This is a genomic window from Paraprevotella clara YIT 11840 (genome assembly GCF_000233955.1).
GTDB classification, from domain to species: domain Bacteria; phylum Bacteroidota; class Bacteroidia; order Bacteroidales; family Bacteroidaceae; genus Paraprevotella; species Paraprevotella clara.
The window spans coordinates 211,547-225,237 of record NZ_JH376591.1 but is presented as its reverse complement, the minus strand read 5'-3'; the positions used below and the strand labels follow the sequence as shown (position 1 = coordinate 225,237).

The 13,691-nt window shown below is 52.0% G+C and carries 10 protein-coding genes; 6 read left to right on the top strand and 4 right to left on the bottom strand.

The window, feature by feature from the left end; all coding sequences use genetic code 11:
- The first annotated feature begins 4 nt into the window (after positions 1-4).
- The 6 genes from HMPREF9441_RS04120 to HMPREF9441_RS04095 are packed head-to-tail and all read left to right on the top strand — an operon-like array spanning position 5 to position 9,126.
- Positions 5-1,222 (top strand): DUF4876 domain-containing protein, encoded by a 1,218-nt coding sequence (locus tag HMPREF9441_RS04120; protein WP_008618352.1) that lies wholly within the window; start codon positions 5-7, stop codon positions 1,220-1,222.
- Positions 1,223-1,280: 58 nt separating this feature from the next.
- Entirely contained in the window at positions 1,281-2,876 is a 1,596-nt protein-coding gene (locus HMPREF9441_RS04115; RefSeq protein ID WP_008618350.1) for a DUF6850 family outer membrane beta-barrel protein, read from the top strand.
- Positions 2,877-2,887: 11 nt separating this feature from the next.
- The gene (locus tag HMPREF9441_RS04110; protein WP_008618348.1) at positions 2,888-5,071 is read left to right on the top strand and encodes a HEAT repeat domain-containing protein; all 2,184 of its coding nucleotides are present in this window, start codon (positions 2,888-2,890) and stop codon (positions 5,069-5,071) included.
- A 22-nt stretch (positions 5,072-5,093) separates the two neighbouring features.
- Complete coding sequence (locus HMPREF9441_RS04105) at positions 5,094-7,268, top strand: HEAT repeat domain-containing protein (protein ID WP_008618346.1); 2,175 nt, start codon at positions 5,094-5,096, stop codon at positions 7,266-7,268.
- Positions 7,258-8,730: a C1 family peptidase gene (locus tag HMPREF9441_RS04100; RefSeq protein WP_008618336.1), complete on the top strand. Its 1,473-nt coding sequence runs from the start codon at positions 7,258-7,260 to the stop codon at positions 8,728-8,730. Before HMPREF9441_RS04105 ends, HMPREF9441_RS04100 begins: the two co-directional genes overlap by 11 nt.
- Before the next feature lie 27 nt (positions 8,731-8,757).
- The gene (locus HMPREF9441_RS04095) at positions 8,758-9,126 is read left to right on the top strand and encodes an HmuY family protein (protein ID WP_008618335.1); all 369 of its coding nucleotides are present in this window, start codon (positions 8,758-8,760) and stop codon (positions 9,124-9,126) included.
- 327 nt (positions 9,127-9,453) lie between these two features.
- On the opposite strand, the gene HMPREF9441_RS04090 is transcribed toward HMPREF9441_RS04095, so the two are convergent.
- Genes HMPREF9441_RS04090 through HMPREF9441_RS04075 form a run of 4 tightly spaced genes read right to left on the bottom strand, consistent with a single transcriptional unit; the run spans position 9,454 to position 13,685 of the window.
- On the bottom strand, positions 9,454-9,873 hold the full coding sequence (locus tag HMPREF9441_RS04090) for an ATPase (protein WP_008618333.1): 420 nt from the start codon (positions 9,871-9,873) through the stop codon (positions 9,454-9,456).
- A 31-nt stretch (positions 9,874-9,904) separates the two neighbouring features.
- Positions 9,905-11,752 (bottom strand): V-type ATP synthase subunit I, encoded by a 1,848-nt coding sequence (locus HMPREF9441_RS04085; RefSeq protein WP_008618332.1) that lies wholly within the window; start codon positions 11,750-11,752, stop codon positions 9,905-9,907.
- Positions 11,749-12,354: a V-type ATP synthase subunit D gene (locus tag HMPREF9441_RS04080; RefSeq protein WP_008618331.1), complete on the bottom strand. Its 606-nt coding sequence runs from the start codon at positions 12,352-12,354 to the stop codon at positions 11,749-11,751. Before HMPREF9441_RS04080 ends, HMPREF9441_RS04085 begins: the two co-directional genes overlap by 4 nt.
- Before the next feature lie 11 nt (positions 12,355-12,365).
- Entirely contained in the window at positions 12,366-13,685 is a 1,320-nt protein-coding gene (locus tag HMPREF9441_RS04075; RefSeq protein ID WP_008618330.1) for a V-type ATP synthase subunit B, read from the bottom strand.
- Between the last annotated feature and the right edge of the window lie 6 nt (positions 13,686-13,691).

Genomic DNA, 13,691 nt, shown 5'->3' with positions numbered 1-13,691 from the left:
AAACATGAGAAAGAAGTTTCTTAAAAATGGCGTCATAGCCATGATGGCCGTATGCGGCCTTGCCTTCGTGTCTTGTAGCGAAGATAACGACGAGGGTATGAAGAGTTACAAACTGACGGTCAGCTATTCCCTTCCGTCGGACGTGGAAGCGTCTAACGTGGAAGAGCTTAAGCTCATTTTGGGTTCGACTGCCAAAAACGACACGTTGTCCTTGGACGCTAACCCGAAAGAGATAGAACTTCCGCAGGGACAGTACAAAGTGACGGTCTCCGGCAAGGTAGCCGATGAAGCCAAGGCCTACCTCAGCGGCAGCACGTCAGTGGACCTTTATGCCAATACCCCGGTGACGGTCAATCTACAGAAAGTCATGCAGTCTTCCTTGATTTTCAAAACGATTCATAACTCTGGCAGTAAACAATATTACATGCACGAGAGTTATTTCGAAATCGTCAACAACTCAGACGAAGTACAGTATCTGGACAATCTCATCCTGACCGCACCTACCGGCAACCAACAAACAGCGAATGCATGGCAGGCCAACGGTTACGAAGACCTCTACGCCTGCGGACAAGGTTCCGTAGTGGCATTCCCCGGAAACGGGCACGACTATCCCCTCCAGCCGGGTGAGAGCGTCCTGATTGCCAACGATGCCACGAACCACAAACTGGCATACGGCGAGGATGCGTCGCAAGCGGCAGACTACGCAAGCTGTCCAGACTTGAGCAATGCCGATTGGGAAATTTATCTGGACTATAATGCCAATGACGTAGATTACGCTGCTCCCAACTTGAAAACAATCTTCTACAACAACCAGTATATGTTTGCCTTCGGTCTGGGCGTATCGGGACGGTCTTACGTACTGGCCAAGTTACCGGAAGGCATGACACCGGAAGCTTATGCGGCATTGGAGTCGAGCGTAATGTACGAACCGGGAACCTCTTCCACTTCTATGAGCTATCTAGTCATCCCCAGCAAATATGTGCTTGACGCAGTAGACATATACGATCCGGAAACCGAGAGCCACTACCCCACATTCTTGCCGCAAGATGATGCCACCGGTGTGAAAGGTAACCCGATGTATTCGGCAAAATGTATCCGCCGGAAAGTGACTAAAATCGAAAACGGACGGCCTTACTATCAGGACACCAACAATTCTGCCGCCGATTTCCTGCGCGACCAGCCGTTGACTCCGGGTGAGACTCCTACAAGTGTTGATGAATAATTATGAAAACTGACAGGGACGGGAGCGAATCCCATCCCTGTTTTAATCCGAAAAGAAAATGAAACGTTACGTCCTGTTACTGTCGTTGAGTTTGGGTTCTCTTGTCCAAATGCATGCGCAATCTTTAGAAGAGTGCCGAAGCGAATGGAATGAAAGTTCGGCTAATGTGTCGGACAATATCCGGTATACCAGCCTGAACCCCTCGCGCATCTCTTTCAATTCCTACAAAAACAAGGGTGTGGCCAAACTGGACTATACGATTGGACGTGGAAGTTACCGACCGGTGGATGAAGGCAGACTATCGAATCACCTCAAGTTTTATATGGGGGGAATTAAAAATCTGGGCAAGGTAGACGTGTCGGGCTTCATCAGTTACCGCAATTTACAAGAGAAAGACAAGAAGTGGAACTCCACCCTTTTTCTCAACCCCGATAACCCATTTGTGCTTTGCGATTCAGTGGCAAGCGACGCTACCACGGAATCTTTTGAAATGGGCATGACGGCCTCTTATGCATGGAATGAATCCTGGAAAGGGGGAATCTCTATCGGATTGACATTAGGAAGCCTGTCCGACCAGACAGACCCTCGCCCCAAAACCAATACCACCGTCCTGCCTATTTACGTAGGAGCAGAGCATCGGTTGAGTTCCCAATGGGCACTGGGTGCTACGGCCGGCATTTCCTTTTATAATTCGGACATCGCCTATACGTTGGTCAATCCACTCAACAGCCACCGCTATTTCCTGATGAAAGGTATGGGGGACTATTACCGAATCTCGTCGAACGACGTGTCGGGCTACCAACGCGCATATAAGGGACTGAATTATACCGGTGCCTTGCAACTTGTATGGGAACCGGAACACAAAAAATACGGGAATTTCACGGAAGTCCGTTATACGCATGTTTCGGAAGAAGCTACAGACGGAGGTTCTTCCTATAAATTTTACGGAGGAGACTACACTTCGGATGAATGGATGCTTCAGAACCGTTTCCTTCTCTCCCCTCACCGTCAGACACGTCACCATCTGGTATTGACGGCATCCTACCATTCCGGAAAAGGTATATGGCGGGACCAGAAAATGATGACAGACACCGAACACGGAAATCTGGTATATTACGAGACGCTCAGCAAATATAAAATTCAGGACGACCAGCGAATGACCGCCGGACTGGAATATCGCTTCGAACGATTGAAAGATGACAAGCAGGATTTCTTCGTAGACGCTTTGGCCGCATTCACATCATCTGCCTACAATCACCAGTTGTCCACCGGAAAAGCCAAACAAACATCTACCTTACTAACCACACAACTGTCTGCAGGCAAGTTCCTGAACATCAAATCCGCAGGTTTGGACTTGTCTGTCCATGGCGGTTACCGTATACCGTTGAGCCGCACTTACGGCAATGGAAACACCAGAACGGCCGATGAAGACATTTCTGCCGTATACACCCGTCCCCAATTCGAGTATGCCACTTCCGGACACGCCTTGATAGGGGCTTTGGCACAAGTAGCTATCCCCCTTCCTAAGAAAATAACTTTAGGCATTTATATATCCACGGATTTCAAGTTCTATACGGACAAGAATGAATATGATGATACTTTCGACGGTACGAACCGTTCGCTTTCTACCGCAGGAGTATATTTGCAATTTTAAGGATTAGTTTTATGAGAAAAAGAAACATCTACTCTATTATCAGCCTGTGGTGCGTGCTCTTCTTTTGCCCTACACTGCACGCCGAACGAAAAGGCTTTGCCGTCGTCATCGACTCCATCAGCTACCAACAGGCTCAACACGAACTGGCTGAATACATCCGGGCATTGGAATCCAAACAACATTTCAAAGTCTATACTGTAGTCGACCGGTGGGGGGTACCGGATTCTATCCGTGCTACTCTCAAAGGTCTGCACGCCCAGCCTCACGAAGCCATCATAGGCGCCGTTTTTATCGGTGACATCCCCATTCCCATGATTCGCGACGCACAGCATCTTTGCAGTGCGTTCAAGATGAGCCAAAAAATGCCTTGGCAAGAATCCTCTGTCCCGTCAGACCGTTATTATGACGACTTCTCGTTGCAATTCGACTTTCTGAAACGCGACAGTACAGCTCCATATTATTACTATTCATTATCGGCACGGGGAAGTCAGCAAGTACACCCCGATTTGTTTTCCGGACGCATCCGTCCCACCGACGGCGATACACCCGGTTCACGTTATACCAAGCTCAAAGCTTACTTGCAGAAAGCAACGGAAGCAAAATTGCATCCCGAACGTATGATGTCCGTCTTTGTCTATACAGGCAGCGGCAGTCTGTCAGAATCCAAAACGGCCCATATTGACGAAATGGCTTCCATGCATGCCCACTTCCCTTCGCTCGCACACCGTCCCAATGCCTACCGCTACATGGACTATTCCGACGAGAAACTCATCAAACAAAAATTGATGAACGCGCTCATGTCGCCGGATCTGAGCGTGGCTTTCATGCACCATCATGGCGATTACGACACACAGTACCTCAGTGCTTGGCCCAAACCCTCAACTGCGGAAGAAGCACGTGAGTACTTGCTGCATTGCTACCGCTCCTCCCTGAACCGTGCCTGGCATTTCGGATACGATACGGACAGTATCAGACGAAATTTACAAAGCCGCGACCAGTTGCCCGATGCTTGGATGGCAGAGCTGGACGACAGCGCTTTGGCAAAGGACGACTCTTTGGAAAGCGCCATGACCAACATTGTGTTGTCTGATTTCGCCCGCTACGCTTTCCGGCCGAATTGCAGAGTAGCCTTCTGGGACGCCTGTTACAACGGTTCCTGGCATCGTGAGAACTGCATTGCCAACGAATACATATTCCAACCGGGAAAGACAATCTGCGGACTGGGAGGTTCTGTCAACGTACTTCAGGACAAGTGGCCGGACCGCTTTGCCGGTCTGCTGGAACAGGGTGTTATGATAGGATTCCTGAACCAACTCAATCCCGATTTGGAAATGCACGTGGTAGGCGACCCGACTTTTGCATTCTTTCCGGAACAAGATCACTCTCTTAATGACCTCATCAGTTCCGGCAAGCAGAAAGATTGGAAAAGGTTGCTCCGCCACAGTCCCCATCCGGATATACAGGCATTGGCCTTGCACCAGTTGCAAGAAAGCAAGGAACTCTCCGACCAACACCTGTTGGAATATCTGAAAACGTCACCCTACGAAAGTGTCCGCCTGGAAGCGTTCTTGCTCCTCCAACAACGGCATTCCGACGACTTTGTCTCTGCCATTGAAAACGCAGCATACGACAATTTCGAATTGCTGCAGCGTTTTGCAGTCAATGCGCTTATCAAAAACGGTGATCCTCGTCTGGCAAATACGTTGGCCGGGAAACTCTGCGACGTAAATACATCGGCGCGAGTGGCATTCAATGCCCTGCAAGGCGCACAGTTCTTTTCCCGACAGAATCTGCTCCCCGCCGTAGAGGACAGACTCCGGCAAGTGGCTCCCTACGTGGTCCAACCCGAAACCTATGCCAAAGGCGTATTGAAAAACGCCGAAAACTATGCCGGAAGATGGGACGAAGAGATTGAAAAGCTGTGTAAAGGAGAAATGTCGCACAAACGTGCTTTGACACAAATCAATTTCATGCGAATCTATTGCCCGCCTTACCTCTTGCCCCAAGTAGCCGGTTATACCGCCACGCTAAAAGACGACGAACTGCTGTTACCGTTGCTCGAGGCTTTGGGATGGCACCGCCAGGCCTATACTTCGGCACAGGTACTCCCCGTAGTGGAAAAACTCATGAAAGACACTTCCCACTCGGAACAAGTGCGCCAAGAAGCTCTGAAAACCTACAAACGATTGAAATAACCCTCATAGAACAAGAAACATAATGAAAAAACTATTATTATCCGTCCTTACTTGTCTGGCTTTTACGGTTCAAATTGCGGCACGTAACGGATTTGCCATCGTCATCGACTCGGTGAGTTATCAGGAAGCACGGCCTGAAGTAGACGCTTATGCCCGCGCCATAGAGCGCCTGCATGGCCTTAAAGTATACACGGTCATCGACCGGTGGCAGGTGCCCGACTCCATCCGTGCCACCCTGAAACATTTGCACGAACAGAAATCCGAACCTATCGTAGGGACTGTTTTCGTGGGCGACATCCCCATCGTCATGGTTCGCGACGCACAGCACCTGACCAGTGCCTTTAAGATGAACCAAAAGAATGACCGCCGCGAGTCGTCTGTCCCTTCAGACCGGTTCTACGATGACTTCGGCCTACAATTCAAGTTTCAGGGTAAGGATGAAGACAAGCCCTATTTTTATTATTCCCTCACTCCCCAAAGCAGCCAGAAAATCTATCCGGACTTGTACAGCGGACGTATCCGGCCTACCGACACGCCCGAAAGCTCCCGCTACCAGAAGCTCAGGGAATATCTGACCAAGGCTGTAAGGGAGAAAGAAAGACAACGGGCGCTCGGACAACTGTTTTTCTTCAGCGGCCACGGGTATATCTCCGAATCCAAAACCGCCCGCATGGACGAGAAAGCGGCTTATTTCGAACATTTTCCCTCATTGGCCGGACGCACCAACCGCATCAGCTATATGGACCACACCGACCACAATCCGGTAAAAGAACATCTGATGAACGAAATGATGCGTACCGACCTGGACCTGGCCATCCTGCACCACCACGGCTATTTCGACACGGAATACCTGAACGGTACGGCTCCCATCCGTACGGTGCGCGAGGCTAAGGAGTTTATCATCCGCAACGTGAGGATGCACGTGGAGGAAGCCCGCGAAAGAGGACGTAATTACGACTCCCTGCGCGTGGTACTGGAGAAACGTTTCGACCTGCCGTCCACCTGGCTCGGCGACAACCCGCTGGCCGACAGCCTGCGCATTGCCGACTCTACTCTTGTAGCTAACGAAGACCTGCATCTGGAGGATTTCAAAATATTCGGCTATCGTCCCAATGTACCCGTCGTAGTGATTGATGCCTGCTTCTGCGGCTCCTTCCACCAGGATGACTGCATAGCGAACGAATACATCTTCCAGCCAGGCTCTACGGTGGCTGTCATAGCCAATACGGTCAATGCCTTGCAAGACAAATGGTACGATCGTTTCATCGGACTGACAGCCCAAGGCGGTTGCGTAGGAGACGTAGTACGCTTTTCCAATCTCCTGGAGTCCCATGTCATCGGCGATCCCACGTTCCGCTTTGCCCCCGTACCCGGAAGTGTGGATGTGGACGGCCTGCTGTTGCAAAATAAGGTTTCTTCTTGGAAAAAGCTGTTGAAAAGCCCTTTGCCGGACGTGCAGTCATTGGCCATCGAACAGTTGAGAAGAGCCGGTGCGCTCTCGTCGGCCGACCTGCTCCGCATCTATCGTGAATCTCCTTACGGCGTAGTCCGCTTAGAAGCGCTGATGGCCCTCTCCGCCACCCCCGACGACCATTTCATTACAGCCGTGACGGAAGCCTCGCAGGATGCCTATGAACTGGTACAGCGCCAAGCGATACGCTTCATCGCCAAAAACGGCGACCGGCGTCTTATTCCGGCCCTCATCCGGCTGTCTATCGCCAATAATACCAGCGACCGTTGCAACTTTAATGTCATGACGGCTCTCGCCTGCTTCCCCAAAGAAGACCTGCTCGCCGAATTCGACCGGCAGTTCGATGCGCCATCCGTACAATACCTCGACAAGAACAACCTCCGCGGTAAAATCAGAAATACCATAGCCCACAGTGCCGACCGTCTGACCACCGACATCGACAAGGTGGTAAAGGGCGAAGCCTCAGAAAAAGACCGGACCTTCACCATCCGTGCCCTGCGCAACACCTTGCCGCACCACAAAGTTCCGGAGTTGTTGGTTTACCTGCAGGACTGCGGAGACGGGAACACTCAAATCTTGCTGCTCGAAGCCTTAGGATGGCACACCGTTTCCTGCCATGCCGCCGACATCGCGGCGACAGCCTTGAAAATGAGTGAAGACGCATCGCTCCCCGATACCGTCCGACAGGAAGCCCTGAAAACCTACCGCCGCATCCATGAAAAGTAAACTCATACCTCTTTTATACATAACCTTGCACCTATGCGCCCAAGGCGCATGGGCGCAAGTCCCCGACGGAAGCGACATGCACCTGCCGCGCACACCTTTCTGCCTGCAAAGCCGGGCAGAAGTACAGTTACCGCCTGCGGTGGACAATTCCACACGGAAATTCTTTCCGCCCATATTGGACCAGATGGGCGGTTCCTGTGCCCAGGCTTCCGGCATAGGTTACATGTTCACTTACGAAATCAACCGCCTGCTCGACCGCGACGCACATGCTTCTGCCGACCATCGCTTCAGCTATCAGTTTTCGTGGAACCTGCTCAATGACGGACAGGACCAGGGCGACTTTGTAGACCAGGGCCTCTACCTGTCTGAGCGTTACGGCATCATGACCGAACAGGACTACGGCATCTCCGGCACCTACCAATTCAAATGGGCCACGGGATATGACAAATACTACAAGGCCCTGCAATACCGCACGCAGGAGGTGCTGACGTTTGCCGACAGTATCCCCCTGATGAAACGCTGGCTCTACGATGCCGGCGACGGCAGCGCGGTGGGCGGTGTACTCACCTTCTCGGCCATGAGCCGCGGATGGGAAATCGACGACGACTACCAGGGTCCCTCGCTCACCGGCTACCGCTCCTTGCTCAAAGGCCTTGCCACGGACGGGGCACACGCCCTCACCATAGCCGGATACGACGACACGGTCGTCTACACCGACGCACAGGGGACACCGCACACGGGAGCCTTCATCGTGGTCAACTCCTGGGGCACCCATAGCCACGACCGCGGACGCTTCTATCTCCCCTACGACTTTTTCCGTGATACCCGCGTGCCCGAACAGCAACTGGGCAGCACGGTGGAAGCCATCCGCGTGCGCATCCACCGCCCCCTCGTAGTCTTCCGCCTCGCGCTCGACTTCTCTTCACGCAACGACCTCTCTTTCGGTCTGGCCACGGAAAGCGACGTAGACGAACGGGGCATCATCGGCTACCACACCTGCCGGGCTTTCTACAACCAAGGGGGAGACTACCCCATGCAGGGGCAATACATGCCCGGAAATATCGAAATAGCCCTGGACCTGACCGAATACATGACGGAAGAAGGGCGCGGCGGCGAAACATTCTACCTCAATATCCTGCGTGGTTTCAGGGGTAAGGTGAAGGGCACGGGGCGCGTCACGGCCCTCTCCATCGTGGACTACCGTGGGGCGCAGCCCGTGGAATACCCCTACCGTGGCACTCTACCAGTGGAGCTGCGCGACGGCAGCAATCCTTTCAGCATCCGAGCCGCAGAAGACGCTCCCGTCTCCGCCTCGGCCTTTCGTTACACCGACGAGGCAGGCAACGTGACCGACCGTACCTTCCTCCTGCGCACGGCCGAAGGCCGGCAGGCCAAGATACGCTTCGCCAACCCCGACACCGGCAGCCAGACCATCACCCTGCGCTACCGAACAACGGAATAACCGGAATAACTTAAAAAGACAGAACGAATGAAAAAACAACTCGCACGCCTGGCGTGCCTCTCCCTTCTCGCGGCAGCCTGTTCCGCCGAGCACCCCCTCGCCACCGGCGGCCCTGCGGCAGACCGCATGGCCGTCATCCCCAACGTAAAGGGCCAATGGACTTACTTTTCGATGGTGACGCATACCGTGGTAGGCACCTGTGCCGTGACCGACACCCTCGCCCAACAGGCCTACGTTGCACGCACGGACTGGGACATCGCCATCGCCGACGGGCGCATACGTACCAACAGCGGTACCTCGGGACCCGGAGACGGAGGCATAGCCCCCTCGCCCTACGACTATGAACATACCGAGCCGGACATGCCGGCCATTTTCCAAACCGATTCAATCCGGTAAATGGAGGACAGAAAAAGGGATTTATAAACAACTCGTATACAACGAGTTGAGAATAGGGAAAAATTGTGCGCCAAAACGAAAATCAATCTGCGGCAAACGAAAAATCAATCTCAAGAGATTGATTTTTCGTTTGCCGCAGGTGGCTGAATTGACTTCCTCCACCTTCTATTCTATCTGGTTTTACACGTTTTGAATCCAAGAGCAGACAAGCGTTACGTCCCGAGCATGGCTCCGGAACCGTATCGCCGCTTTCGAAGTGTTCTAAAAGACATCAGGCCGCGTTCTCAACGAACGCGGCCTGACAATCTTTATCAAATGCTTATTAATTTACACCATCAATGCTGCTACCAAAGCCAAGATGGCATAAAATTCCGGAAGGGCGGCATAAATCATCGTATTGGTCTGCACGTCATGTCCTTGAGCAATGCCCACAATACCGTTCGCACAAATCTGCCCCTGACGGATGCCGGAAATCATACATACCAAACCGACTCCCAAACCGATACCTAACATCAACGGTCCCTCCGTCGTAAAATCACGCCCCATGGACATCAGGAAAGCCACAAAGCCATACAATCCCTGTGTGGCCGGAAGGGCAGACAAAATCATGTAACTGGAAGATTTGGAAGGATTCTTCTTCAACGCCCCTTCGGCAGCATTTCCCGCAATAGTCGTACCGTAACAACTGCCGATACCGGCCAAGGCAAACATCAAGCCCAAACCGATGTAACCTAAAATTTCATTCATAATGTTCTAAATTTTATTTGTGATTAATTGATTATTTGTTTTTTACTATACTGAAAGGCTCGTATACCTCTCCTTTTCCGTCGTAGCCGGAGTTCTTAAAATATTCCACAAAAGTCAGACGAAGCGGGTGCACGAAAGCACTCAAGCAAGACATGGCGATGTTCAACGTATGACCGAACACCAGAATCAGTCCGCAACCCAACCAACCGGGAACTCCGTACAAGGTGTCTCCCGCTCCGTCGCGCACCATAAAGGCCAACTGGTTGAACACACCGCCCAACATACCGCCGGCCAACCCGAGAGCATACAGACGGATATAGGAAAGTACGTCGCCCATCAGCCCAGTAGCCATGTTATACGTGTCCCACAATCCGGCACCGATATTGGCAAAAACATTGCGGTGGAGATTATTCAGCAAATAGATACCGATGGCCGCCACGCTGCCGATCACAAGAAAAGACGTACCCGCCACATTCTCCGAAATCACTTTCATAAAAGAAAGGCCGCCCGTACAGATGAAACCGACGACAAGCAGCAGCCATCCCCAATCAGAGAGCGACTCCTTGAAACCGTAGCGTACCGTAGCACCGATGGCTTTCACCGTCATGGCAATGCAAATGTGCACCACGCCGATAATCAAGGCTAATAGCATTTGTTTGTCATAGCTCGTATCGCCTATCTTACCCACGATCATGAATTGTTTCATCCACTCAGGCACATCTACGTCGAAGAGGCTCACCCCGAAGAACGTACCCAAAACGGCACCGAACACGGTGGTGGCCGCTCCCAGTGTAATCACTAAGTTCATGATACCCTTCAAAGATGGAGAAAGCTTGTGTTTCAGGAAAAATCCCAAAGCAATCAGCACCAATCCGTAACCGGCATCGCCCATGCAGAAAGCAAAGAATAACGTGAAAAACGGGGCGACCAATGGTGTGGGGTCGAACTCCGCATAGTCGGGCATGCCGTACATCTTCGTCAGCACCTCGTACATACGTACGAATGCATTGTTCTTCAATTTAATCGGAGCGTTATCTTCCCTGCGCGCCGCACGTATCTCATAATAGACCTCCTGAGTGGAAAGGAAAGATTTCACTTCGGCTTCTTTGTCTTCCGGAATCCATCCCTGCAACACCATCAAGTGGTTATCGGCCACTTGTTCCGTACCCAAAACCACGCGTTCGAAAGCAATGGAGGTGCGCAATTCATCTTCATAACCACGAAGTCGGCTCACATAGCCTTGCGCCAGCCTACCCATTTCATGTTCTATAGCGGCTATTCCTTCTTCCTTTTCACGTATTTGCTTCCGCAAATCCGCCAATGAGACATGAGGCAGACGCAACCGTTCGGCATCGAGTACCACCTCCTCACCCACCGGCGTAAGGGTCGCGAAATAGACCTTGCCTTTTTCACGGGTTACTTCAGTAGCATAATACAGTTCCGCCCACTCTTCATTGAACGAACGTTCGGGACATACAAAAAATCCCATGGCATAACCGATGTCCGACAACCCCTCGACACGCACCGGATCGAAATCGCCCCAAGGCAACAGCGCAGCCTCATCCTTACGCAAACGCTGGAGTTCCGTTTCCTTCACCCGGCGGGCTTCGTCCATCTCATCCAAATGCAAAAGGATATCTGCCGCACTCCGGTCAGAGGCCAACGGTACATCCGTCGCTTCCATGGCCTCCAGACGGTTTATCCATGCTTTCACATGCTCTGTCTGTTTGAGTTTGGCCTCCAATTCGGATGTAGGCTCTACGGAACCCTCCTGTGCAGTCTGCACGTGCAATACCCCCAGCTCCTGCATCCGCTTCAAGAAAGCTTCATACTCCTTATAGTAAATAAGGAAAGTAAGTTTCTTCATCTTCGTAATCATGCCTCGGCCTCCTTTCTCTTCTCCTGAAGGGTCTTTAATATTTTCTGGGAAGACTTGGACAAGTTTTCCTCATCCTCCATGAAACGTTTGATTTTTCGTAACGCATCCTCATAACCGGGTATCTGCACCTTCTCGAAAAGGTTCACCTTCTGGGTCGTCTTCTTGCGCGAATACTCCAACAGGTCGAGCTTGGCCTGCACGAATTCCCTTTCTATAGCCGTCCGCGCCAGACCGCGCAACAAAGAAATCCCGTCATAATACCACTTAGGACTGCTGAACATACTGAACGGACGCACCTCCAATTCCACACTGTTCAGCACCGGCACCCGTACCCCGGCTATCTTTTTCACGCCCAAATCCACGTCTTTGACCCCAACTATCGTCGGGTCAAATTCGCTCCATAATGCAAACATCGCCTCGTAAGCCTGAATCTGCGCCTCCAGGTTGCGTGCCAGTTCCGCCGCTTCCGCCTTGCACTTCTTCACCTCCATGCGCAACGCACTCTCCTTGTTCTTGATGATAGGCAACGTACGTACGCGCATCTTGAGTTGTTTTTCAAGCTGCTGCAACGATGTTTTGTTATATTGAAATTTTATGGCCATATCCCTCCGATTTATTTCGTCCAGAACTCATCCACCAGTTCCTTCTTGATGTTCACCTCTTCGGGCTTGAAGTACTTGGCAAACAGCCCCCAGGTCACATCGAGCATCTCCGTCGTATTCAGGTTCACGTCGATGGCCAACAGCTTGTCTGCATAATCCTTGGCAAAAGAGAGCGTACGGTTATCGTAGTCCGTCAAGTCGAACCCGTTTTCCATCTTGGTCTTGGCGTTGGCGGCATCCGCATACAAACGTACGGCCGCATTCATCACCTGAGGATGGTCCTTACGGGTTTTCTTACCGGCCACCAACTGTTTCAGGCGGGACAACGAACGGAACGGGTCCACGATGACCTTACCGATATCGCTGTCGCGACGCAAGAAAAGCTGCCCTTCGGTAATATATCCCGTATTGTCCGGCACGGCATGCGTGATGTCGCCCCCGCTCAACGTTGTCACGGCGATAATGGTAATGGAACCACCCGAAGGGAATTGTACGGCTTTCTCGTAAATCTTGGCCAAATCGGAATACAAAGAACCGGGCATGGAGTCCTTCGACGGAATCTGATCCATACGGTTGGACACGATGGCCAACGAGTCGGCGTATGAAGTCATGTCGGTGAGCAACACCAATACCTTTTCATTCTTTTCCACAGCGAAATACTCGGCTGCCGTCAAGGCCATGTCGGGCACCAACAGACGCTCCACCGCAGGGTCTTCGGTCGTATTCATGAAACTGACGATACGGTCGAGCGCACCGGCATTCGAGAACACGTTTTTGAAATAAAGATAGTCGTCGTTCGTCATTCCCATACCGCCCAAAATAATCTTATCGGTCTGTGCACGCAAGGCTACCATGGCCATTACCTGATTGAAAGGTTGATCCGGGTCGGCAAAGAACGGTATCTTCTGGCCGGACACCAACGTGTTGTTCAGGTCGATACCGGCAATACCCGTCGCAATCAGTTCGGACGGCTGCTTGCGGCGCACCGGATTCACCGACGGACCGCCGATTTCCACTTCCACCCCTTCCACTTCCGGTCCTCCGTCGATGGGATTGCCATAGGCATTGAAAAAGCGACCAGCCAGTTGTTCACTCACTTTCAGGGTGGGTGCCTTGCCCATGAACACAACTTCCGCATCCGTAGGGATGCCGCCCGTACCCTCGAAAACTTGCAGCGTCACTTCGTCACCGGCAATCTTCACCACCTGGGCCAGCTTGCCGTCTACCATAGCCAATTCGTCGGCTCCCACGCCCGTAGCCTTCAAGGTACAAGTGGCCTTCGTGATTTGACTGATCTTCGTATATATCTTTTGAAATGCTTTTGTTGCCATAACTTT